Source organism: Halostella limicola (assembly GCF_003675875.1).
Lineage (GTDB): Archaea > Halobacteriota > Halobacteria > Halobacteriales > Natronoarchaeaceae > Halostella > Halostella limicola.
On sequence record NZ_RCDI01000002.1, the window covers coordinates 712,024 to 735,705 of the forward strand.

The 23,682-nt window shown below is 57.1% G+C and carries 16 protein-coding genes and 1 pseudogene; 9 read left to right on the forward strand and 8 right to left on the reverse strand.

All coding sequences use genetic code 11. The features are described 5' to 3' along the window. Positions 1-563: 563 nt before the first annotated feature. From D8670_RS11495 to D8670_RS11505, 3 genes and pseudogenes are all read right to left on the reverse strand, one after another. Positions 564-1,208: pseudogene (locus D8670_RS11495) on the reverse strand (IS6 family transposase); the annotation flags it as partial. Positions 1,209-1,321: 113 nt separating this feature from the next. Next, the gene (locus D8670_RS11500) at positions 1,322-1,648 is read right to left on the reverse strand and encodes a Zn-ribbon domain-containing OB-fold protein (protein ID WP_121818232.1); all 327 of its coding nucleotides are present in this window, start codon (positions 1,646-1,648) and stop codon (positions 1,322-1,324) included. Then, a complete protein-coding gene (locus tag D8670_RS11505) occupies positions 1,645-2,823 on the reverse strand; it encodes a thiolase family protein (RefSeq protein ID WP_205254077.1) in 1,179 nt (392 codons plus the stop codon). The genes D8670_RS11500 and D8670_RS11505 overlap by 4 nt, the downstream gene beginning before the upstream one ends. 146 nt (positions 2,824-2,969) lie before the next feature. Between D8670_RS11505 and D8670_RS11510 the strand changes: the two genes are divergently transcribed. From D8670_RS11510 to D8670_RS11520, 3 genes are all read left to right on the forward strand, one after another. Beyond that, entirely contained in the window at positions 2,970-4,229 is a 1,260-nt protein-coding gene (locus D8670_RS11510; RefSeq protein ID WP_121818234.1) for a CaiB/BaiF CoA transferase family protein, read from the forward strand. Between the two features lie 552 nt (positions 4,230-4,781). After that, positions 4,782-5,552, forward strand: a complete 771-nt coding sequence (locus D8670_RS11515; RefSeq protein WP_121818235.1) for an IclR family transcriptional regulator — start codon at positions 4,782-4,784, stop codon at positions 5,550-5,552. Positions 5,553-5,594: 42 nt separating this feature from the next. After that, positions 5,595-6,794 carry an MFS transporter gene (locus tag D8670_RS11520; RefSeq protein ID WP_121818236.1) on the forward strand — a complete coding sequence of 400 codons (1,200 nt, stop codon included), beginning with the start codon at positions 5,595-5,597 and terminating at the stop codon, positions 6,792-6,794. Positions 6,795-6,826: 32 nt separating this feature from the next. On the opposite strand, the gene D8670_RS11525 is transcribed toward D8670_RS11520, so the two are convergent. Continuing rightward, positions 6,827-7,813 (reverse strand): NADPH:quinone reductase, encoded by a 987-nt coding sequence (locus D8670_RS11525; RefSeq protein ID WP_121818237.1) that lies wholly within the window; start codon positions 7,811-7,813, stop codon positions 6,827-6,829. 153 nt (positions 7,814-7,966) lie between these two features. On the opposite strand from D8670_RS11525, the gene D8670_RS11530 reads away from it, so the two are divergent. The 6 genes from D8670_RS11530 (at position 7,967) to D8670_RS11555 (ending at position 16,740) form a co-directional block, all read left to right on the forward strand. Then, positions 7,967-9,037, forward strand: a complete 1,071-nt coding sequence (locus tag D8670_RS11530; RefSeq protein ID WP_121818238.1) for a TAXI family TRAP transporter solute-binding subunit — start codon at positions 7,967-7,969, stop codon at positions 9,035-9,037. A gap of 27 nt (positions 9,038-9,064) precedes the next feature. Next, positions 9,065-11,086 carry a TRAP transporter permease gene (locus D8670_RS11535; RefSeq protein ID WP_121818239.1) on the forward strand — a complete coding sequence of 674 codons (2,022 nt, stop codon included), beginning with the start codon at positions 9,065-9,067 and terminating at the stop codon, positions 11,084-11,086. A 65-nt stretch (positions 11,087-11,151) separates the two neighbouring features. Further along, positions 11,152-11,562 (forward strand): cupin domain-containing protein, encoded by a 411-nt coding sequence (locus D8670_RS11540; RefSeq protein ID WP_121818240.1) that lies wholly within the window; start codon positions 11,152-11,154, stop codon positions 11,560-11,562. A gap of 254 nt (positions 11,563-11,816) precedes the next feature. Continuing rightward, the gene (locus D8670_RS11545; RefSeq protein ID WP_121818241.1) at positions 11,817-12,254 is read left to right on the forward strand and encodes a universal stress protein; all 438 of its coding nucleotides are present in this window, start codon (positions 11,817-11,819) and stop codon (positions 12,252-12,254) included. A 648-nt stretch (positions 12,255-12,902) separates the two neighbouring features. Then, on the forward strand, positions 12,903-15,977 hold the full coding sequence (locus D8670_RS11550; RefSeq protein ID WP_121818242.1) for an FAD-binding and (Fe-S)-binding domain-containing protein: 3,075 nt from the start codon (positions 12,903-12,905) through the stop codon (positions 15,975-15,977). Between the two features lie 418 nt (positions 15,978-16,395). Continuing rightward, a complete protein-coding gene (locus D8670_RS11555) occupies positions 16,396-16,740 on the forward strand; it encodes a pyridoxal phosphate-dependent aminotransferase family protein (protein WP_162994278.1) in 345 nt (114 codons plus the stop codon). A 1,266-nt stretch (positions 16,741-18,006) separates the two neighbouring features. Here the strand turns inward: D8670_RS11555 and mmsA are convergent. The 4 genes from mmsA to D8670_RS11575 all read right to left on the reverse strand — a co-directional run bounded on the left by mmsA (position 18,007) and on the right by D8670_RS11575 (position 23,680). Beyond that, complete coding sequence (mmsA, locus tag D8670_RS11560) at positions 18,007-19,482, reverse strand: CoA-acylating methylmalonate-semialdehyde dehydrogenase (protein WP_193569352.1); 1,476 nt, start codon at positions 19,480-19,482, stop codon at positions 18,007-18,009. Continuing rightward, positions 19,482-20,636: a saccharopine dehydrogenase family protein gene (locus tag D8670_RS11565; RefSeq protein ID WP_121818245.1), complete on the reverse strand. Its 1,155-nt coding sequence runs from the start codon at positions 20,634-20,636 to the stop codon at positions 19,482-19,484. Before D8670_RS11565 ends, mmsA begins: the two co-directional genes overlap by 1 nt. Then, on the reverse strand, positions 20,636-22,060 hold the full coding sequence (locus D8670_RS11570) for an aldehyde dehydrogenase family protein (protein WP_121818246.1): 1,425 nt from the start codon (positions 22,058-22,060) through the stop codon (positions 20,636-20,638). Before D8670_RS11570 ends, D8670_RS11565 begins: the two co-directional genes overlap by 1 nt. Positions 22,061-22,171: 111 nt before the next feature. Further along, the gene (locus D8670_RS11575) at positions 22,172-23,680 is read right to left on the reverse strand and encodes an aldehyde dehydrogenase family protein (RefSeq protein ID WP_121818247.1); all 1,509 of its coding nucleotides are present in this window, start codon (positions 23,678-23,680) and stop codon (positions 22,172-22,174) included. Between the last annotated feature and the right edge of the window lie 2 nt (positions 23,681-23,682).

Below are 23,682 nucleotides of genomic sequence, written 5' to 3' on the forward strand. Positions count from 1 at the left end.
TGAGATATATCAACTGGAAAATAACGGCTGTAGTATTGCACCGAAATTTAAAATCTGTCGTTAAACGATCCCCATGATGCGAATTTAGAATCCAGTGAAGTAAATACGACCAGCCCCATCTATTGGCCATATACCCCTCTCATTTAGCCATGATCTAATAGGAATACAATTTATAATATAATTATAGATTCGGAATAAAGTCCTGGTCCCTCATGATATGCCACATTAGCATTGTACTATTTACACTAAACTATATTTCTTGGATCTGTACGTGAGGTTGCGTCTGAATCAATCACATCCCGATAACTGGGAACAATGTGTAGGGAGTTTAATACTGCCAGCAAGGAGTGGAGCGGTATAAAAGATACAGAATATGGCGGCCTTTTGGGATCGTACTCAATTAGGAAACTCTGGTGTTTTACTCTAATATTATTGTAATTGGCGCCCCTGATTTTCTCCCTGAATCCCGTATATTAGGATTGTGGGGGATTCGAGAGATGTAAAATAGAATAAATACCTCTCGGAGAATGGGTGAGGGGGGAAGGTACTGTCTTATCGAGCACCTCTGCCGGCGTGCGGTGGTTGAGTGCCTGATGCGGCCGCTGACGATTATACTACTTGACGAAGACAGCGATCCAGTGAGCGTCTGATTGCCTGCCCACGAGGCCTGAAAGCGGTCGATCTGAATCCTGAGAGTCTGAAATCACTTTTCGATGTGGTTTTGCAAGGAGTAGACGAACCGACCGGTGAGATCGAGGCACACGAGGGCAGTCACATAGCCGTAGCCATCGACCAGAACCACAGTGTCTGCGAGATCGTGCTACCGGTCCAAGAAGTACAGAAATGCTGTTGCAGCGTCCGTGCCGTGCCGTTCGAAGATCTCAACATCGAGCAAGAGTTTTGTCTCGATGACGATGGTGGTATAGAGCCAGTGGAACTCATCGTTAATTCGGACAGCCAAGTCATCGACAGCGATCCGCGACAGCGTTGCCGTCGGAGGGTCCATCAGAATGTCTGCCAGCCGATGAATCCACTACCAGACTGCACCATGCGAGCGATCTAGGCCGAGAGCCGTAATACAGCGGTTGTGTCCCTGATCGTCAACCGCCAGCGGCGAGGCGGACGTCGAATACCCTGACGGGCGTCCGCTCCCGCTGCCAACACTCAAGATATCCGCCGCGAAACTCTCTCTGAGCAGGGCAGAGAATGGCATGAACACCTAGCTCTTCAACCAGTTCGTTCTTTATCTAGACAGTACCTGTTTCCTTGTTTTACAGATATGGTGAACTTCTGGGGTATCTTCTAGATTTATCAACTCGTATCAATCGTCAACAGGAGCGAATTGTGCTCCGACATGAGTTCCATTATCTCCTTCCCGAAGTATGTTACTGTCATCAAGTTTCACATTATCACCTGGATTGAGACCTTTCCTAATTTGCGCAACCAAGTTTGCCCCCTCAAATCTGGCTATTCCTAGTCGATTTGGTTCCCGAACACCTTCAGGAGAAACGTGGACAGTTGTAATTGCGAGTAGTTCTCCGACACCTGGTTCCTGTTTGTTCCACTCTTGACCACCGCACTCTAGACAGTGTTTCTTCTTGTAGAATGTTCGATACCCACAGTTACTACACTCTAGAACTTTCGTCATGCTGTCTCACCCTTCAGCACCGTACAAACACTATTATTTCCAAACCCGGCAACGTTGACTGCCAGCCCACAGTTGACGTCACCTACCGCACGGTTGTTTGGCGCATCACCCCGAAGTTGCCATACAAGTTCGATGATCTGAGAAATACCTGTACCCCCGAGTGGATGGCCACGTGCTTTGAGTCCTCCACCCGGATTGATTGGAAGACTCCCGTCTCGGTTAGTAGTTCCATCAACTGTAAGCTGCCATGCCTTGCCACGTTCTGCAAGACCCAATTCCTCAACTTCTAACCATTCTAAAATTGAAAAGGCATCATGAATACACGCAACATCGATATCGGCTGGGGTTACGTCGGCAGCAGCGTAAGCGGAGTTACCGGCCTCTCGGACACTTTCGATTTTGAGGGGGTCAGATCGGTCTGCAACAGCATGGGTTCCGACAGCCCCTTCACAGGCAGCAACTTCAACGCCATCATCTCCTGCAGTAAGTAGCACGGCAGCAGCTCCATCTCCTGTCGGACAACAATCATAGAGGCGAAGGGGATCTGCCACTACTGGTGATTCGAGTACGTCATCGACAGTTACCTCCTTATCAAAGTGAGCATAGGGGTTCTGCCTAGCGTTGTCGTGATTTTTGACTGCGACATGTGCAAGGTCCTCTCTATCGGCGTCGTACATCCGGAAATAGCGATCTGCTGCTAAGCCCGCGAATGAGGGAAGAGTCACGCCCTGCTCATATTCCGCGTCATGAGTGATTCGACTGATGATCTCAGTCGAAGTCGCGGTGTCGGCGGCCGACATCTTCTCTCCACCAATAATGAGCGCAGCCTGGGATCGGCCTGATCGGATGGCATCAAAAGCATCAAGGAAAGCACTAGCGCCACTTGCACTGGTGTTTTCGATACGGCGTGCAGTAATATCAGTAATCCCCAATTCGGAGGAGAGTGCATTCGCTAACCCGGACCGGCGATTGAATGCTTCGGCAGCAGCGTTGCCTACGTGAAGCGAGTCTATGTTAGTCGGTATTACATCAGCGTCATCTAATGCACGATCTGCTGCAGTCGTGAGCAGTTCGAGAAGAGGACGCTCGTCTTTATTAGTAAACACTGTCATTCCAACACCAGTAATGGTTGGAGATCTATCTAATGGCTCTCCGCTTCCCGTCGATTGTGTCATTGTACGTGTTGGCATATCATCCACGGTGGTAAAAATGTGTTGTCCGTATAGAACACTGTAGTCAAGGTACTTTCAGGTAATATCAGTTCTATTCTAACATCGTACTACACCAAACTCTTATTAGCACCGTTCCGCATCATCTTTGCATGGCAGATGGAGAGGCCACTCCGCAGAAAATACTCGATGGTATCACTGTGATCGACCTGACGACGTTCGTAACTGGTGGATTTGCCACCTTGATGCTCGCTAATCAAGGTGCAGAGGTGATTAAAGTAGAGCGGCCAGATGTCGGAGATGATAGTCGGTACTCAGGCCCACCGTTTGTGGATACGAGCGAATACGATGGTCCTGGGAAGTCCGCTGCGGAGGAGGGGGAGTCACCCTACTTTTGGACAGTCAATTACGATAAACGTAGCGTCGAACTCAATCTTAAGAGCCCCGAAGGACTGGCAGTGTTGTATGACTTAATCGAAGAGGCAGATGTGGTTGTCGAGAATTTCCGTCCTGGTACAGCTGATCGACTCGGCGTCGGCTACGATGATGTCCGGGAGGTGAACGATAGCATCATCTACTGCTCCATCTCGGCGTTTGGTGATACAGGGCCGTGGAGCGAACGACCAGGATACGACCTACTCATCCAAGGGATGAGCGGAATCATGAATGTTACCGGGCCGGAGAATGGTGATCCAGTCAAGGTTGGGCTCCCACAGACAGATCTCATCACAGCGATGTGGGCGGCATTCGGCATCGTTGGGGCTCTCTTCCGACGAGAGCTCACTGGAGAAGGGGATCGCGTTGAACTGGGAATGCTTGATGCTTCTCTACCTTGGCTCACCAAGCAGGCAGGGAAGGTGTATGCCGGCGAGGAGCCGAGCCGCATGGGTACAAAAGATCCAGTCTTGGCTCCATACCAGAGCATACCCACTGCTGATGGGTTCCTAAATGTTGCCTGTGGGAACCAGAAACTCTGGGAAGAACTCTGTGAAGCAATCGATCGTCCGGAGCTTATCAGTGATTCCCGCTTTGAGACAAACTCGACCCGTGTTGAGCACATGGAAGAACTGGAAGACGAACTCACACAGACGTTCAGTGAACAGACAACCAACGACTGGGTGGAAAAGTTAGCTGAGGAGAAAGGTCTCCCGGTGGGGCCAGTTTATGGGGTGGAGGAAGCACTGCAGAACGAGCAGGTTCAGTCACGAGATGTAGTCCGAAAGACCGAACACCCGGCGGCTGGCGAGATCCCAGTCATTGAGCATCCCTTGAACTACGCGAATGCTGATGCGGGCTTTGCCGATGCACCGCCGCTGCTTGGTGAGGACACTGAGTCTGTAATTCGGAACCTCGGATATACCACCGAGGAGTTGGATACTCTGCGAGAGAAAGGCGCAATACCGGACGAATAATAATCATCTGTCGGTCTCTGCCACTGCTGAGATAACTTTTGGAAGCATCACGAATGCCGTATTTTGGATTACTGGGTGCAGATACGTTCTATTAGGAACTATTCTTTGTCCTGTAGATTAGAAATCATAAGTTCACCCAATCACCATACTTTGGCTTGACTATCGTCATTTCCCCCCATCATTCATCCTAATATACGGGATAAGATCTGACCCATTTTACGATCCTTTTTACAATGATATGAGTGTAAAGGCGAGGGGATACCTCACTGACTTTGGCTCCTCCACCTCTCATAGAGAACTCTGGAATTGATATTCTGGCAATGCCATCCTAGTATATGAAGATCCCTGGTGCAGCGGTGTTAGATCACCTGCATTCTCTACTTCTATTTTCTTTTTTCTCCCCACAAACCGCTTTTAGGATTCAAGAAGGGAGGTCAGCGGAAGCAGTATCTTGGGGTAGTGGGCAGAGAGACCGAAACAGCAGAATACGGCTATCCAGAGGTCGCATCCCAGAATGTAAGATTTATGCTTACGTATCCCCAGGATCCATCCATGAGTGATAAGATAAAAACACGCGCTAAAACGACGCAAACGTCCCTTGAGCTGGTTGAGACTGTACGTGAGCTTAATGGGGCTACTTTGGAAGAATTATCCGAATACATGGGAATGTCTACCAGCACGGTACATCGTCACTTAGCGACGCTCAGGGACTACGGCTATGTGATTCAAGAAGATGATGTCTATCGAATCGGACTGAAGTTTCTCTCTATAGGAGGATATGCACAGCGCCAAGTCGATGCCTATCCGATGATCAAGGAGAAGGTAGACCAACTAGCTGAGGAGACAGGCGAACGTGCGCAATTCATCGTCGAGGAACAAGGACAGCGTGTCTACTTGTATACAGAGGTTGGAGAGAGTGCAGTCCAAACGGGGGCTCACGTCGGGAAGCGAGGAGAAGCTTATTCAAGTGCAGGCGGGAAGGCAATCTTGGCGAACCTTCCCGAAGAGCGTGTTCACGAGATCGTCGAAGAGCGGGGTCTATCTAAGACAGGCCAGAACACGATCACTTCAAGGGAGACGTTATTTGATGCACTCGACGAAATCAGGGATCGGGGATATGCATTCAATAAACAGGAGACGACAGAAGGCGTGCATGCGGTGGGTGCTGCCGTCTTGGATTCGGAAGGTGAGGTCCTCGGTGCGCTCAGTGTTTCTGGACCCGCTCATCGGTTAAAGGAGGACATCTTGACTGAGGAACTACCAGAAATAGTTCTGGGAGCAGTTAACGAACTCGAACTCCATATCGAGCATTCGGTTAACTGAGCAGAACTGTTTTCGGTATCGCAAGAGAACTACGAAGTAAATATGCAGACAAACGATCTGAAGGTGACCCAGTTTACGACACTCGGTCATGCGCTCTTTCATACGTACGAGCTTTCTATTCCCCTATTCGTCGGACTGTGGATGGACGAGTTTGGATTCTCAGCACTTGTCATTGGTACTGTCGTAGGCGCCGGGTATGCACTCATCGGGATTGGTGCGCCGGTCAGCGGCGTGCTGTCGGACTACTTTGGATCCCGGCGTCTGATCATCATCTCTATCTTGGGCATGGGAGTGGGATTCGCTTTACTGAGTTTAGCTAGTGGGATTGCCAGTTTGCTGCTTGCCGTCCTTCTTTGGGGAGTGTTCGCCAGCATATATCATCCTGCTGGGCTTTCTCTTATTAGCCGTGTAGCGACGGAAGAAGGGACTGTCTTCGCTTATCATGGTGCGGGGGGTAATGTTGGAACTGCGCTCGGGCCACTGTGTACGGCGTTCCTTCTCTCGGTCGTAGACTGGCGGATGACTGTGGTGATTCTGTTCGTTCCAGCCGCTATCGCCGCCCTCATTGGCATCAGTATAGAGTTCGAGGGGGGAGAACGGGATGCGATGGCGCCAACTTCGCTGTTTGATGCCAGTCGAACTGTTGTCACAAATTCCCGGAGGCTTTTCACACTTGGATTCTCAGTCGCGTTCATCGCCGTGCTGCTATACGGAACGTATTACAGAGGACTGTTGACGTTTCTCCCCGATGTTCTCGGACAGTCCCCGTGGCTCTCCCCGTCCGAATTTCTCGGCCAGTCGTTCTCACCTGCTGAGTATGTCTATTCAGGTCTGTTAACCGTGGGTATCGCTGGCCAGTACGCAGGTGGTAAATTAACCGACCGAATTTCAAGTGAGGTTGCTTTCCTTGGTGCGCTGACCGGGCTCGTTGTTCTCTCTTTGGCATTTGTTCTCGTGTGGCAGGTGGGCGCGACTGCGATCGTGGCTGTTAGTCTCGCACTTGGGTTTTTCGTGTATGGAACTGCGCCTATTTACCAGGTCATCATCTCTGAACAGGCCGCAGACGGCGTCCAAGGGCTTTCATACGGGTTCACGTACCTAGCAATGTTCGGTATTGGGGCAATAGGAGCGAGCGTCGCTGGGACGGTTTTGACATACGCTACGACCTCGAGTCTATTTCTGGTACTTGCGGCGCTCGCGGCAACAGGGGCCTTCTGTGTCCTCGTTCTACGACACATCTAAAACAAGATTTCAGATCCTCACTAAAGCACTACTCAGCTGGTAGGATCGATGACGATTTTCCCCATTACACCGGAGGACATTAGCTGCTCGTGAGCCGCTGATAGCTCATCAAGGTCAAATACGCTATCGATCTGAACAGTAAACCGCCCATCGGCAAGTCGTGGAGCCACGCGTTGCAGGATCGGCGCTTGTACGTCCGGTGATGCCGCAAGCGACATGAACCGCAAGTCAGCGTCAGCCTGTTTCGCTGTCATCGACGGACCTGGTGGAATTTCGATCGGTGATTCCTCACCAATGATGACAATGCGTCCACTGGCGGCGAGCCGTTCGAGATCGGCTTTAATGTTGGCGTCGGCGTGGGGTTCAAGCACCACATCGATCTCTTGTCCATCCGCAGCAGCCTTGAGGTCGTCGACGAGGTCATCGGAGCGATAATCGACGACAGCGTCGGCACCCATCGATCTGGCCATTGATGCAGGTTCGCCCTCGCGAGCTGTCCCAATCACGTAACTCCCGGCTTGGGCCGCAATCTGAACACCAGCGTGACCGACGCCGCCGGACGCACCATGAATTAGACAAACGTCTCCCATAGAGAGTCCGCCACGGTCAATGAGTGCACGCCAAGAAGTCGCGAAGGCCATTGCGGCCGCTGCACCCTCTCGAAAGGACACTGCTTCAGGAAGGTGTGCCAACATGTTCTCTGCCGCCACCGTGTACTCTGCATAGGTCCCCGGCGAAAAGATCCCAAGGCCAGTGGCGAAGACACGGTCACCCTTTTTGAAGTTACTAACGTCATCTCCGACCTCCTTGACGACGCCGGCCATGTCCGAGCCCCCGATGTGTGGAAGCCCTTCCGCTGGAGGAACGTTTCCTTTCCGTAGGTACGTGTCAATAGGATTCACACTGGCTGCCTCGATCTGGATAAGTACCTGATCGTCATCTGGCGTAGGCTTTTCCACGTCGTCTTCGAGTAGCAATACATCTTCGTCGCCGTATTCGTGGTAACGAACAGCTCGCATACCGTCACGTTAGGAGACCTCGTATATAATGTTGCGGCAAGAACTCACAACGTGGGTTGAGTTTAGATAGTTTGGTCTAGAAAAAGCTTAACAACCCCTGTCACTATTCTTGGTGTAAGTTCGGACCAGTAGGGTTCCGGACGGGTCTGAAGAATGACTGAGAGTAACAAACACTACCGGCGGACGTTCATCAAGGGAGCATCAGCTGCAGGAATACTCGGCGTCGCTGGCTGTCTCGATCAGACGGCTGGCGGTAGTGGTGGTGGTGATGGCGGCGGATCAAACTGGACGCTGGGGACTTCTTCCGAAGGATCGTCTTCGTTCCGTATCGGGTCTACCTGGACACAGTATGCCGAGCAGAACGACCTGCTCGACAATGTTGGCGTAGAGGCTGTCGTCACAGAAGGGACCAGCGCTTCCTATCGGCGGCTAGATAACGACGAATTCGAAATGAGTGGCACAACGACGCAACTGCTAGCCGACTCGCCTGACCAAGGAGCCTTCTCCGACCAATCGTTGCAGGACTTCGATTCGATCCGGCAGGTTCGGGGGTATATGGGCTTCTACAACTTCGGTGTATACAACGCTGACAAGGTCAGCGGTTGGGACGACCTTGAGGGACGTTCAGTTGCCATCTCCTCGTCCGGGTCCGGGACTCGACCGCCGGTCGAGTGGCTTGTTGACCAAGAGATCGGTCTGGACAATATCGACAACCGTTACATGGCATTCGCCGACATTCCTGCCGCATTGCGTTCAGGGCAGGTCGACGCGGCATTCACGTGGACGGTCAATCAGACTATTCCGCAGGGCTGGTTCCAGGAGATCGACGCGACAGTCAACTGGGAACCCCTGCAGTTCTCGGACTCAACCATCGATAAACTCAACAACGAACTAGGGTACTCTACATACGTCGAACTCGATTCGGAAACCGTCTCTGAGTTCGCCGAGAATTATCAGGATCCGATCGATTCGTTCACCCTGACGTACCTCTACGTGGTCAAGAGCGACCGTGATCCAGAGAGGGTTTACGAGATAACGAAGATGACGTACGAGCACGGTGAGGATCTGCTTGAAGAGGACGAGGTTATGGGCTTCTTCCCTGACCCTGATGCCTTCCTCGGGACGCTCCACCCCGATGTTCCGGTTCATCAGGGAGCGTACGACTACTACACCGAAGAGGGGCTCTGGGAGGACTACGACCTGACTCCCCCGCCCGAAGCTTGATTTAGTAGCAGACTCCTTTTTCTACAAATGGCTCAAGAAACACCGTCGGACAACAGCCGAACGTTAGAGGATATCGAGCAAACGATAGACGAAAAGTTTAGAGACAACTATGAGGTTTCGATCTGGAACCAGGGACTACTGGAATTGCTTACGTACGCAATCGCTATCGTCTTCTTTGCGTACCACATGTGGTACGGCTACACGTTTGCGATACCTGGTTCCCGCCATGGGATCATCCACCTGGCGATGGTCCTCTCGCTCTGGGGAATCATTCAGATGCTCGGCGTCGACCGGTCGTCGTGGCAGGGGAAGATAAAAACGGCCGCATACGGGCTCTACAGTGTGGTGTCGGTGATACCGCTATATATCATCCAAGACAACTTCGACAGCATCGTGATGGCCGCGGGTATCTACCAAGATACCTATGTATATCTGGGAATCTTGGTCATCGCGTTAGTGATGATCGCGCTCCTACACATTTCCCGGCTCATCACTGGCGTTGTACTGTTCGGTCTCGTCTACTCGTACTTCGGCCCGATGATGCCGGGGATCCTAGCCCACCGCGGCCTAACGCCCCGGCGGATCATCACAATGAACACCCTTGAGATGCAGGGTCTGTTCGGGACGCTGTTGCAGATTTCGGCGACCTGGGTCGTCATCTTCCTCCTGCTGGCTGGCCTGATGGAGAAATACGGCGGGATGGCGACGTTCATTAAGGGAATGACCCGCCTGGCCGCACGCCGCAAGCACATCGAGATCGGGCAAGTGGCCGTCGCCGCGAGCATGTTTATGGGGTCGATCAATGGTTCGACCGCCGCGAACACTGCGACGACCGGTGCGTTCACCATCCCGCTGATGAAAGAAAACGGCTACCGGGCGAAGGTCGCAGCCGCAATCGAGGCGGTCGCCTCATGCGGCGGTCAGGTCCTGCCCCCGATCATGGGCGCAGGCGCCTTCCTGATGGCGGAGCTCATCGATCCAAACTACTCCGACATCGTCGTCGGCGCCGTCGCTCCCGCGCTACTGTTCTTCCTGACAGTCGCAGTGTCTATCTCGCTCGGCACTAGTCACACTGTAGGACAGAACATCCGGACGACGCCCGACTCTCGGAGCGCCTTCAAGCGGGTCTTCGACATATTCTGGCATTTCGAGTACTTGGGGATGTTCGCCGTTCTGCTCTGGTACTTAATCGGGATCGGGGCAGACCCGATGGTCGCTGGGTTTTACAGCATCCTCGCGCTGATGGTGTTGCGCCTAGTGAGAGTCGCCCTCGAAATCGTTACCGGGGACGACGAGGCCCAACCGGCCCTGAAGCAGTACCTCCGCGAGTCACTTGAGGGCCTTCGGCGCGGTGCTGAGGCGACGCTCGACATCACCATCCTCCTGGCGAGCCTTGGCATCGTCATCCGGGCGCTTATTGTCACTGGCTTCGCCCAGCAGCTCTCGTCGTACCTCGTTCTCCTGTCGGGCGGTAGCGTCATCGTGATGCTGTTCCTTGCAATGCTATCGGCGATCGCGTTCGGCATGGGTATGTCGACGACGGCCGCGTACATGATCGTCGCCGTGTTGGTCGCACCGTCGCTGACCGAGATCGGTGTCAACGAGTTCACCGCTCACATGTACGTGTTCTACTTCGCTATCGTCTCGAACATCACTCCCCCGATCGCGTTGTCGGTTATCATCGGTCAGGGTATCGCAGGGTCGGACTTCTGGGAAACCGCGCTGGAGGCGTTACGGATCGGCTTCCCGATGTTCCTGATCCCGTTCGCGTTCTTCTACAACGAGGCGCTACTGTACCCCGGACCGATGACAATCGTCGCGTTCCTAATCGTGTTCGCCGGATTCATCGCCGTCAGCATTGGCCTCATGGGTCGCGTTCAGCAGGAGATTCCTGGGTACATGCGGGTCGCATTCGTAGCACTCGGGCTAGGCGCCATCTTTGTGCCGGCGATGATCGGTCAGGCAGTCATCGCCGCCGCTATCGTCGCCGGAATTGCCTACTTCCTGCGCACCACTGAAATCAGCACGATGCAGACGACCGAAGGATAGGTGTCGACCACTTCTGTCGGCTTTTCAGTGATTGTTTTTATTATGTACGAAGATAATGGACTTGTATGGCTGATGGATGGCAATTGCTCCAAGCGGCGGAGAATGACCCAGAGGACGAGAAACCCGGTCGACGGTGGGAACTATCGCCTGAACTAGGTATCGATGCGTTCAATATTAACGTCGCCGTCCTTGAGCCCGGCGAACGGCTCTCCCAGAACCACTTCCATTACCATGAGGAACAGGAAGAACTCATTCACGTCGCTGTCGGCCGTTGCAAGGTCGAAGTGGCAAACGACCGCTTCGACGTCGACGACGGAGACACAGTCCGCTTCGATGCCGGCGAAACCGGTGTCCACCTCGTGCATAATCCCTTCGACGAGCCCTGCCGTATTATTGCAATCGGATGGCCGCCAGAGGGACGGTATCCCGTCGAGAAGGTAAAGACGCGCGATGAACTGCTCGAAGAACGGGAGTGATCAGCTATCGATGATAATTGTCACGAAAGCGTATTAGCGCCTATTTTCTAGCCATCCGCGTGAACCTTGATAACATCGATATGGGCTAGAAGCATCTATTTGATTGAGATAGGTCTCGTTTATGTGGGGTACGAAATCAAGAGTAAACCCAACAGAGATGCCCGTCGTTCAGATCGGGTTTTCGAAGTGTTCTGGCCAGACCGAGAGCGGGTTCCAACGGGAATATTAAGTTGCCAGCCGATCATATGTTGAATATGCCTGAACTTCTCGTTCCGATAGACGAGCAGGAACAACCAGCTCAACGGATTGTGGATGGAATCGCAGGTTTCCCGTTTGATCCCGAAGAGACCCGTCTCACGGTACTGAACGTCTTTGAGGAGTTCGAAGTGACGAGCGGGGAGTGGTCGACCATCGAGTCAGACGATTTCTACAACGAAGAAGAGTTCCCTGAAAACGTCGCGCGGACCGCCGCAAAACTGTCTGACTTCGGCTATACAGTCGACGTTCGCCGAGAGCATGGCGACCCAACGGAGGAAATCATCAGCCTTGCTCACGAACTCGATGTGGATGCAATCGCCATCGCCGGACGACAGCGTAGCCCAGTTGGTAAGGCACTTCTGGGAAGTGTGACTCAAGAGGTGATCCTCACGGCCGACCGCCCCATCCTCGTCTTCCCGAAGGATGAGGACTGACCGTCCTCCGGGCGTCCCTTGACCTCGTGACGATCGGCGACCGAACGTCGTCTTGATTGCGAAGCCGCTAACCGTGGGCTGTCACCGGCGGCGGAGCCCTGAAACTGTTCATCGCCATATTAGTCGCCGGTTTTTTCTTCTCCGGGTTCATCCCTCTCCACTCTGCGTTCGGCGTCGACGCTGCACCGAAATTTAGTGGACCGGCAAGCGCGATCGCAACCGCTGCTACCTATCTCGGCATGGCCGTGGGCCCAGTCAGTATCGGCCTCCTCGCGGAAAAGATAGAACTCGCGTTGGCAATGATGATCCCGATTGGTCTCCTCGTTTGCCTTATTGCCGTTTTCGTTGTCGCTCGACTCACTGTTACGGACACAGCGGTTCACGGATAACATCCAACTTGGAACGATGATCTCGACCAGCGGACCGAATAGACATTGATGAGATCCATCCGGTATGATATTTCGTAGCATCACAGAGCCAGTTCCGGAGTGATGGGCTGAAAACGGATAGAAAACTTACTCCGAGAATAGGACTTATATTGGCGGATCTCCCATAAGGACGTAATCATGGCTATTCTTGACGTGATCAAGCTGACGACATATACCATATCTGTGGAAAGAAACTGTTCAAAAGGATCCAGATAGAAGGATGACCGCAGATTCCAACACGCCGGTTGAGGTATCACCGGCCGCCGACGATCGTGCAGAGTACGACTACGTCTCCGATGACGTCGAACGCCCCGGATTAGTCGAAGATCTCCGCGGTCGTATTGACGGCGACGTTCGCTTCGATACGTACACGCGACAGCTGTACGCGACAGACGCCAGCGCCTACGAACAAACGCCGATCGGCGTTGTCTATCCGACATCGACTGACGACGTCTCGGCAGTCGTTACCTACTGCGCCATGCGAGAGATTCCTGTCCTCCCGCGTGGAGGCGGAACCAGTCTAGCCGGCCAGGCAGTGAACGAGGCTGTCGTTCTGGACTTCACGCGATACATGGATGATATCATCTCAGTCTCGACCGACGCTCGTCGCGTCCGGGTGCAACCGGGGACAGTTCTTGCCGACCTCAACCGAAGACTCGCTCCGCACAGTCTCAAGTTTGCGCCCGATCCGGCTGCCGGTGACCGCAGCGCTATCGGCGGTGCCATCGGCAACAACTCGACTGGGGCTCACTCACTCGTCTACGGGAAGACCGACGCCTACATCGAGGAGTGCGAAGTCGTCCTCGCAGACGGCACTGTCGCAACACTCGGCGATACTGAAGTCCAGACTCTGCGCGAGGAAGCCGACCTCGATGGAGACCTGCTCGAACGCGTGTACGCCGAGGTCGTCCGCATCCTTGACGAGGAAGCTGACGAAGTTCGGGAGCGATTTCCCGATCTGAAGCGCAATGTCTCCGGTTACAACCTCGACGTACTCGTCGAGGAAGCGGAGACCGGGACCGTTAACCTCGCCCGGCTACTCGCAGGTAGCGAGGGAACGCTAGCGGTCGTCACTGAAGCCGAACTGTCGCTCGCACCTGTTCCGGAGACGAAATCAGTGTCGTTGCTGTTCTACGAGAGCGTCCTCGACGCTGTCACCGACGTTCAGCACGTCCTCGACCATGAACCGGCAGCAGTCGAACTCATCGATGATGTGCTTCTCGGACTGGCACGAGATACCGCCGACTTCGAGGCGGTAGCATCGCTTGTTCCGTCGGAGGCTCAGGCGGCGCTGTTGGTAGAGTTTTACGCCGATAACGACGAACATGGCTGCGAACTGACGGCCGACTTGCTCGCCGATCGCGTCCCCGTAGCTGCCACGGAAGCCACACCGAGCGGCGGGCGGCCGACCGCTGACGAAACGCTCGCGCTCGCAGGCCATGAGGCACACGATGAAGTTGACCGCGACAAGTTCTGGAAGCTTCGGAAGGCCGGTCTCCCCATCCTCCTGTCGCGTACGTCCGACGAGAAGCACATCAGCTTTATCGAGGACTGTGCTATCCCGCCGGAGCACCTTCCCCAGTTTGTTGAGCGTTTTCAGACATTGCTTGCGGAGAAAGACCGGGACGTCGACGCGGCTTTCTACGCACACGCCGGTCCAGGTGTCCTACATGTCCGTCCTCTCGTCAACACAAAGGCTGCCGAGGACAGGAAGGATATGGTAGCTATCGCCGACGCAGTGACCGACATGGTCGTCGAGTTCGGTGGGAGCGTCTCCGGCGAACACGGTGACGGTCGCGCCCGTACCCAGTGGAACCGGAAACTGTACGGCGATGCCGTCTGGCAGGCATTCCGTGATCTTAAGTCCGCATTTGATCCAGACTGGATACTGAACCCCGGGAACGTCTGCGGCGACCACGACATGACCGACAACCTCCGATACGATGACGCATACGCCCATGACGCAGGTTTCGACCCTGCGCTTAACTGGGAGAACGAGAACGGCATGCAGGGGATGGTCGAACTCTGTCACGGCTGTGGCGGCTGTCGTGGCGGCCAAGAGACGACAGGCGGCGTGATGTGTCCCACCTTCCGCGCCGTCGAGGAGGAGAGTACGGCCACCCGCGGCCGGGCGAATCTCCTCCGACAGGCTATGAGCGGTGATCTTCCTGATAATCCCACCGACGACGAATTTGTCGACGAGGTACTTGACCTCTGTATCGGCTGCAAAGGCTGTGCGAAGGACTGCCCCAGTGAGGTGGACATGGCGAAGCTCAAAACGGAAGTGATGCACGCCCGTCATCAGGAACACGGAGCTAGCCTCCGCGACAAAATCTTCGCCAACGTAGACACGCTGGCAGCACTCGGGAGTGCGTTTGCGCCCCTGTCCAACGTCGCGCAATCGCTACCAGGTGCGGATACTTTCACTGAGAAAGTTATCGGCATCGCCAGCGAGCGTTCGCTCCCGAGTTTCCATCGTGAGACGGTTCAGGACTGGTTCGATGCGCGTGGCGGACCGAAAATCTCAGCCTCCGAAGCCGATCGCAAGGCGGTCTTCTTCGCCGACACGTATACGAACTACAGCCATCCAGAGGTTGGAAAATCTGCGATACGTGTTCTTGAGGCTGCAGGCGTTCACGTGACCGTGGCTGATAACACAGACAGCGGCCGTCCTGCGCTCTCGAAGGGGTTCATCGACGAAGCACGCGATACCGTTGAGGAGAACGTTTCTAAACTTTGGCCACAAGTCAGTGAGGGTCGGGAGATCGTCCTCGTGGAACCGTCCGACGCTGTCATGTTCCAGTCTGATGCCCTTGACCTTTGTTCCGGGGACCGTGTCGAAGCGATCGCAGAGAACACTTACGGCGTCTGCGAATATCTGGATACGTTTCGCCTCGACGAGAATATCGATTGGAAGGTACCATCGGACTCACTAGTCTATCACGGTCACTGTCATCAGAAGGCGACGAAGAAAGATCATCACGCCGTCGGTATTCTTCGTCGTGCAGGCTATCCGGTTGATCCAGTGGACTCTGGTTGTTGTGGCATGGCAGGGAGTTTCGGCTATGAGGCTGAACATTACTCTCTGAGTCGTGCTATCGGTGACATTCTCTTCGATCAGATAGAACAGAGCAACGGGCAAGTCGTCACTGCCCCGGGTGCGTCCTGCCGAACCCAACTCAGTGACGGCCCAGTTGATTCAGTTCCAGCGGACAGCGAATTGGCCGAAACATTATCTAATAGTAAGAAACCGCCGACGCCAGTCGAACTGCTAGATCTCGCTCTTTCTTCTTGAATATCATATCCCGATATATCGGAATATTTCTGGTGTGGCTGATTCGGTATTTGCGTTATCCCTGTGATTTATTACTATGGATACGCCACGATAACACGCCGTCGTGTGGTGACCAGCCCTTTAAAAGCAATGATGCCGCAGATCCGGCATTGTCACGACGGTATCACTGGCTCCCACCAGTTTGTGAGCGAATGGGGTCACGATCTTTACCCATAGGCGGCAACCCTACGCTCACAAATTTACTTGGAGAGATAGTTGCCAGGAATATGTAGAGTTTTGATCCCTCAATCAGGGCTTTAGATCTTGATAGAGTAAATCCCCTGTCCGTTAGATAACTATTCACTTGATATATATCAGATTCATCTGTACTGGCAGCGTAGGATCCGGCCCGCAGGAGCCGGTCGAGGAAATATACGAGATGTTCCGAGAGCAGCGTGACTACGTCGTCGACCGTATCGAGGCCATCGACGAACTCTCCTGTCGGCGGCCAGAGGAGGCATTCTACCCGTTTGTCGATCCGGACGTCGAGGCGTCGAGTCTCGCCGCCGCGAAGGAACTGCTGACCGACTACGGCATCGTTCTCGCGCTGGGCGATGGGTTTGGCGACGCAGACGAAGGACAACTTCGACTGTGTTTCGCCAACGATAGGGACCGTCTCGGACCGGCTTCGACCGCATTGAACACTTCTTCGACGTCCGTTGACAGCGAGGTAACACCGAAGTACAGTGCCTGTCGATCCGGTATCGCAGCGCTTCGGACCTGATATCTAGGTCGGAACCTCGTCGGCGGGCCTCTGATGGACGACACCACTATCGAGAGTCCGTAACGCAGTGGTCTGTCTCGTCACCTGTTACGTGGTACCGCGACCACCGGGGAGGAGCGCTGGTACTTCGAGACGCAAGGAAGGACGCTGACCCCGAGCATCAAGAACAGCGTCGCTTGGGAGTCTGACTCGCTCGAAGTCGTCTACGCGCTGTGTCTCGCCGACGGCGAATGCCTGTTCCGATCGGATGCACTGGCCGACAAGGGACAGCGATTGGTCTCTCGCCCGGGCGACATCCTCGGCGTGAACGACTGGAAGTCAGTGAGCAACTACCAGATCCGCTGGACTAGAGAGCGCCGTCAATCGACTGCTACGCCTACGTGAATAACTGAATGTCCAAGAAGATATAGTTTCGAGTTTCGTACTCATAGGATTGACCCTGAGCCAACCGCCAATCAAGACCTTCTGACCGATCGTGGCGTCGACGGACGAATCGATAGCACGGCTGTGCGTCGCTTTCCGAACATCTACGACACCTTTCTTTCACCGGATGGTTCATACAAAGAGGGCCAGCATACGTAGTGCTCGGTCGACGATGGGACGAATTCAACAATCTTTCTTCTGGAGTTTTTAGAGCTGGGAGATGTATTTCTAAATATCCCAGATTAGGGCTTGGTGAGGTCATGAAAAGGCATATTTCCACAACCGATAGGAATTATTAGAAGTTAGCAGAGTAGATTTACAGTAGATGTAGAGCCACCGGATCTCTCCGATTGTGTCTCGAGTGACTGCGCCTGTCAACCGGATCAGTGATCGTAGCCGCCACTAACTTTTTCAGACGTTATCTGTCTCGTGAACGGTCGCAAGATCGCCGTCGTGAACGGATTCTGCCCGCTGATAACCGTGTGAATATACTTTCCGTCGTACTCCGCGGACTCTCAGGTCACCCAACCGGATTACAGTCGACCTCCGTGACAGACTGTTTGCCGTCATTCTAAGGAAACGAACAACTAACTCCGTACTCCCAGAAACGAATGCGTCGTCGGGCGGCAGCGGCGGGACGGCGCTGTCGGCAGCGTCGGGCGCTCGGTCGGGCTCCACGGTGAGCTCCAGTGAGGGAGAATCGGGCACGGGGTGTCTTGCCGCCAGCCATTATTTAAAACTTCATAACGCGAATATAATATCTGGATAAAGGCCAGTGATGGTATGGGGTAGCTTATTAGGCGGCTACCGATTGGCCCGTCTCTCAGACGAAAAAGCGTCCGTTCAGCTATCGTCGTCGGGCCAGCGCTCGATGTACACCGCTTCGTCGGTGTAGAACCGGACCGCGTCATCGCCCTGCGCATGCAGGTCGCCGAAGAAGGAATCGTCGTGACCGCCGAAGTGGAAGAACGCCATCGGCGCGGCAGTGCCGACGTTGATACCGAGGTTCCCGGCCTCCGCCCGCCGTCGGAACTCCCTCGCTTCCCGGCCGCTGTCGGTGAACAGGCTCGCGGCGTTGCCGAAGTCGCTCTTGTTGAGCGTCGACAGGGCGTCGTCGAAGTCGCTCGCGCGGATCAGCGCGAGGACCGGCCCGAATATCTCCTCGCGGGCGATCACCATGTCCGGCTCGACGTCGCCGAAGACGGTCGGTCCGAGGAAGTACCCCTCGTCGGGCACGTCTGCCTCGCGGCCGTCGAGGAGGAGGTCGGCGCCCTCGCCGATACCCGTCTCGATGTAGTTCAGCACGCGGCTCTTCGCCGACCCTGAGACGAGCGGGCCCATGTCCGTCCCGGCGTACCGTCCGTCGGCGACCGTCAGCGACGACGCGCGCTCGACGACCTTGGACGCGAACGCCTCGTAGACGGCGTCGGCGACGACGGCGACCGGGTTGGCGAGGCAGCGCTGTCCGGTGTTAGCGAACGCCGACGAGACGGTCTGCTCGGCGGCAAAGTCCAGGTTCGCCGACGCCGACACGATGATGTGGTTCTTCGCGCCGCCCTGCGCCTGCACACGTTTGCCGTTGGCCGCGGCCGTCTCATAGACGTGCCGCGCCGCGCCGGTGCTGCCGACGAAGGAGACGCCGACCACGTCGTCGTTTTCGAGCAGCGCATTCGCCGTCTCCTTGCCGCCGTTGACGAGGTTGACCACGCCGTCCGGGAACCCCGCCTCGTCGACGAGGTCGTAGATCGCTCTGGCCGTACAGGGCGTTCGCTCGCTGGGTTTGAGCACGAACGTGTTGCCCGTCGCGACGGCGTATGGCAGGAACCACAGCGGGATCATCCCGGGGAAGTTGAACGGCGTGATCGCGGCGAAGACGCCGAGCGGCTTGCGCACGGCCGTCTCGTCGATACCCGGTGCGGCGTGTTCGAGGTGGCCCGCCTGCATGCTCGTCGGAGCGCCGCACGCGACCTCGACGTTCTCGATACCGCGGCGGAGTTCGCCCCGGGCCTCGTCAACGGTCTTGCCGTGTTCCGTCGCGATCACCTCCGCGATCTCGTCCTGTCGTTCTTCGAGCAGCGCTTTCAACCGAAACAGCGGCTGAATTCGGTCCTCGACAGGGGTCTCGCACCACTGGCCGAACGCCACGTCAGCTTTTGCGACGGCGGCGTCGACGTCGGCCGGGGCCGTGAGCGGCGTCTCCCCGACGACATCGCCGGTCGCCGGGTTCTCGACCAGGTCTCTCGCGTCGGTGTCGACGTCCGCCCACTCGCCGCCCACGTAGTTCTCGACCGGCGTTCCCTCACGCAGTCGTCCGGTCATCATGGCTCGGCCGCGGACGCTGCCAGTTGCTCCTCCTCGATGACGATGTCGCGCTCGGCCAGTTCGTCGATGAACTGCGCGGGGTCGATGACCTCCTCGGGCGGTTTCGCTCCCGTGTCTAGGGCGTCGCCCTGACCGACGAGGGCGGCCGCGATGCCCATCGGCACGCCGGTCCAGACGGCAGTCGCCTTCAGACCCCAGTCGTCTAGGCGCGATTCGACGACGACGGAGTACCGGTAGTGTGCTTCTTCGCCGCCGGATCGACCGGTCACGTCCACGCGGAACGATTTCCACTCCTCGACCGGACCGGGCTTGGGCTGCCGGTCGAGGTGCCAGTCGAGAAACTCCCGCGGGGACGTCTCGACGCCCTCGAACTCGACCGTCTCCTCGCTGGTGAGGTTCAGGCCGATGAGCACGTCGCAGATATTCACCAGGTCCGGGGAGAACGCGACGCGGAAGTCAACGGTGTCGACGCCGTCGAACGTGTGCGGCATCGTCGCGATCTCCGAGTGGATGCTGTGGAACCCTTCGACTTCGCCTACGGGAGCCGGCATCTCATACGTCTCCCGTCCCGACAGCGGTTCGAGCGTCCGGAACTCGCCGTCCTCGTAGACGATCGGTTCCATCGTCAGCTCGTCGAGGATGGTCTTCGCGGAGTAAGCGAACCCCTCGCCGCCGCCTTTTGCACCGGTGCGAATGTGGATCGCCTCGACCTCGTCGAGCCGCTGTGCGCCTCTCGCCGCGGCGACGTTGGTGAGTCCCGGACTAGCACCGATGCCGAGGACCGCCGTGAGCCCCGCCTCGTCGAACGCGTCGTCGTACTCGAGCTGGTCCTGGGTCTTGTGGTACAGTCCGCCCAGATCGAGGTAGTGACAGTGCGCGTCGAGGCAGGCCTCCATCACGTCGACGTTGAACGCGTACGGGAGCGCGTTGGCGACGACGTCGCTGTCCTCGATCAGGTCGACGAGCGAATCGTGGTCGGTGACGTCGACCTTTGCGGTCGCAACGTCGCCGGGGAGATCGTCCGCGAACCCCTCCGCGGCGTCGATATCGGCGTCCGCGATGAGGAGGTCGTCGACCGCGTCGTTCGTCGCGAGTTCCCACGAGGTGGCCCGGCCCATCGCGCCGCAGCCACCGAGTGCTGTTACCTTCATCAGTAGTCCCTGTAGTTCATCATGACCGCTTTCGTCTGCGTCATCGATTCGAGGTGCCACTTGCTGCCGTACCGACCGCCGGAGCCGCTCTCGCCGTAACCGCCGAACGGGAGCAGGCGTTCCCAGTAGTTGTTCGTCTCGTTGACGAACACGCCGCCGGCCTTGATCCGATTGGCGGCGTCGTGGGCGCGTTCGAGCGAGTCCGTGAAGATCGCCGCCTGCAGCCCGTACCGGGAGTCGTTGGCGATCTCGATCGCCTCGTCGAAGTTACTCGCTGTGATGATCGGCGTCACCGGGCCGAACGTCTCTTCCTGCGCGATCGGCTGGTCCGGACCGACGCGGTCGAGGACCGCGGGCTCGTAGTAGAGACCGTCCGATTCGCCGCCGGTGAGCAGTTCTGCACCGGCGTCGGTCGCCTGCGAGACGTGGTCCGCGGCCTTCCGCTGAATGCGCTCCGAGACCATCGGCCCGACGTCCACGCCGTCCTCGAACGGGTCGCCGACCACGAGGTCTTCGGTCTTCTCGACCACCGCGTCGACCAGCGCGTCGTGGACGCCCTCGGTGGCGATGACGCGTTCGGTGCCGCAACAGACCTGCCCCGCGTTCCAGTTCGACCCGACGACGATGCTCTCGGCGGCGTGGTCGACGTCGGCGTCGTCGAGCACGATGATCGGGTCCTTGCCGCCCATCTCAAGGAGACACTGGGCGTTGCGCTCGGCGGCCGTCTTGGCGATCTGCTGGCCGACCTCGGTGCTTCCGGTGAACGCGATGAGGCGGATGTCCCGGTGTTCGACAAGCGCCTGCCCCGTCTCGCCCGCGCCCGTGATCAGGTTGAACGCGCCGTCCGGGAGGCTGGACTGCTCGAACGCCTTCGCGATGTGATACGCGGTCAGCGGCGTTTCCTCGGCGGGCTTGAAGACGACGGGGTTGGCCGTCGCGATGGCCGAGTAGATCGATCCGCCCGGCACCTCCAACGGGAAGTTCCACGGGGAGATGACCGCGCAGGGACCGTACGATTCCCGCTGCGTATAGGCGAACCGCCCGCGGTGTTCCGACGGGACGACGTCGCCGAACAGTCGGATCGCATCGTGGGCGTAGTCGTCGCTCGACTCGATCACGTACTCCGTCTCCTCGTACGACTCGTGGAGCGGTTTGCCCTCCTCGCGCGTGATCAGTTCCGCGATCTCGTCCTCGTTCGCCTCGAAGTACTCCGTTACCTCGTCCAGTACCGCGGCGCGCTCGTAGGCGGTCATCTCCTCCAGTTCCCGCTGCGCGTCGCGAGCGGCCTTGACGGCCTCACGGACGTCTCGGTCGCTCGCCGCGGGGACCGTGTCGATAACCTCTCCGTCGACCGGCGATACCACGTCGACTCCGTCGCTCCCGCTGGCGTCGACCCACTCGCCGTCGATGTATAGCTGTCTCATGTGTGACCTCCTCACGCATCATTGACCAACATGTATGAAAAACCTTTCTGCTAAAAGCACGTTAGCCGAAATAGATTCGGCATAGTTGCGAATAAGGAGAATATCCTCTGTCTAGAGGTCAGGTTCGTCCAGTGCGACGTTGACCGCTTTCGTCCGCGTGTACTCCTCCAGCGTCGACTTCGCGCACTCCCGACCGATGCCCGACTGCTTGAACCCTCCGAACGGCGTTCCCGGGACCGTTCCGAAGTACTGGTTGACCCAGACGCTTCCGGCCTCGATGTCGGCCGCGGCGCGGTGGGCGATCGACGCGTCGGTGGTCGCGACACCCGACGCGAGGCCGTAGGGCACGTCGTTGGCCAGTTCGATCGCCTCCTCGTAGGTCTCGAACGTCATGACCATCTGGACCGGGCCGAAGATCTCCTCCTGCGCGATCCGCATATCGGGCGTCACGTCGTCGAAGACCGTCGGCTCGTGGAACCAGCCGTCGGCGATGCCCTCGGCGCGGTCGCCGCCGGTGAGGACCGTCGCGCCCTCCTCCTTTCCGATCTCGACGTACTCCCTGACTTTCTCGTACTGGTCGGCGAAACAGAGCGGTCCCATGGCGGCGTCCTCGGTGAGCGGATCCGAGGGCGCGTACCCCTCGACGGCGTCGAGGTAGTGGTCGAGGAACTCCGCCTTCACGGCCTCGTGGACGATGACGCGGGAGGCCGAGTCGCAGGACTGCCCGCCGTTGTAGAACCCGCCGACCGCGGCGGACTCGGCGGCGGCTTCGACGTCCGCGTCGGGGAACACGACGAACGGGTTCTTTCCCCCGAGTTCCAGCGTGACGGGCGTGATAGTGTCCGCTGCGGCCTCCATCACCTGCCGGCCGACCGGCACCGACCCCGTGAACGAGAGCTTGTCGACGCCGTCGTGTTCGGACAGCGGCGCGCCGGCTTCCTCGCCGAACCCAGTGACGACGTTGAGAACGCCGTCGGGCAGGATCCCCTCCGATAGCTGGGCGGCGCGGACGACGGCGAGCGGCGCCTCCTCCGCGGGCTTGCAGACGGAGGCGTTGCCGGCCGCGAGCGCCGCGCCCACTTTCCACCCCATGAGCAGAACGGGGTAGTTCCAGGGGAGGATCTGCCCGGCGACGCCGTACGGCTCCTGCCGGACGTAGGCGTGGCCGTCGCCGCCGACCGGGACCTGATCACCCTGCTGCGCGCGGGAGACGTCCGCGTAGTACTCGAAGAAGTCGAGGCCGTTCTCGACGTCCGCCTTCGCGAACGCGAGCGGCTTCCCCACTTCGAGCGACTCCAGCAGCGCCAGTTCCTCCGCGTGGTCCCGCAGCGCGTCGATCCACTCGCGGAGCGCGGTCGCGCGCTCCGCCGCGGTCGTCTCGCCCCACTCGCTCTCGGCGGCGTCGCGGGCGGCCGAGACTGCGTCGTCGACGTCGTCTGCGCCCGACCGCGGCACCTCCGTGATCGGTTCCTCGACGGCTGGGTCGGCCACTGGGAAGGTGTCCCCGTCACCGGACGAGCGGTGATCACCGTCGATCCAGTTCCCGAAATCGACGCCGTCGGTCGCCTGTTCGATAGCCGATGCGTGGTTCGCACTGATAGTGTCGGTGTAGTAATCCATGT

Excerpts from the sequence above, each read along its gene's own strand:
- D8670_RS11530 (WP_121818238.1), top strand. The coding sequence starts at position 7,967 with ATGACTGAGAGTAACAAACACTACCGGCGGACGTTCATCAAGGGAGCA.
- D8670_RS11540 (WP_121818240.1), top strand. The coding sequence starts at position 11,152 with ATGGCTGATGGATGGCAATTGCTCCAAGCGGCGGAGAATGACCCAGAG.
- mmsA (WP_193569352.1), bottom strand. The coding sequence starts at position 19,482 with ATGACCGGACGACTGCGTGAGGGAACGCCGGTCGAGAACTACGTGGGC.
- D8670_RS11500 (WP_121818232.1), bottom strand. The coding sequence starts at position 1,648 with ATGACGAAAGTTCTAGAGTGTAGTAACTGTGGGTATCGAACATTCTAC.
- D8670_RS11565 (WP_121818245.1), bottom strand. The coding sequence starts at position 20,636 with ATGAAGGTAACAGCACTCGGTGGCTGCGGCGCGATGGGCCGGGCCACC.
- D8670_RS11515 (WP_121818235.1), top strand. The coding sequence starts at position 4,782 with ATGAGTGATAAGATAAAAACACGCGCTAAAACGACGCAAACGTCCCTT.
- D8670_RS11505 (WP_205254077.1), bottom strand. The coding sequence starts at position 2,823 with ATGACACAATCGACGGGAAGCGGAGAGCCATTAGATAGATCTCCAACC.
- D8670_RS11545 (WP_121818241.1), top strand. The coding sequence starts at position 11,817 with ATGCCTGAACTTCTCGTTCCGATAGACGAGCAGGAACAACCAGCTCAA.
- D8670_RS11550 (WP_121818242.1), top strand. The coding sequence starts at position 12,903 with ATGACCGCAGATTCCAACACGCCGGTTGAGGTATCACCGGCCGCCGAC.
- D8670_RS11570 (WP_121818246.1), bottom strand. The coding sequence starts at position 22,060 with ATGAGACAGCTATACATCGACGGCGAGTGGGTCGACGCCAGCGGGAGC.
- D8670_RS11575 (WP_121818247.1), bottom strand. The coding sequence starts at position 23,680 with ATGGATTACTACACCGACACTATCAGTGCGAACCACGCATCGGCTATC.
- D8670_RS11510 (WP_121818234.1), top strand. The coding sequence starts at position 2,970 with ATGGCAGATGGAGAGGCCACTCCGCAGAAAATACTCGATGGTATCACT.
- D8670_RS11535 (WP_121818239.1), top strand. The coding sequence starts at position 9,065 with ATGGCTCAAGAAACACCGTCGGACAACAGCCGAACGTTAGAGGATATC.
- D8670_RS11525 (WP_121818237.1), bottom strand. The coding sequence starts at position 7,813 with ATGCGAGCTGTTCGTTACCACGAATACGGCGACGAAGATGTATTGCTA.
- D8670_RS11520 (WP_121818236.1), top strand. The coding sequence starts at position 5,595 with ATGCAGACAAACGATCTGAAGGTGACCCAGTTTACGACACTCGGTCAT.
- D8670_RS11555 (WP_162994278.1), top strand. The coding sequence starts at position 16,396 with ATGTTCCGAGAGCAGCGTGACTACGTCGTCGACCGTATCGAGGCCATC.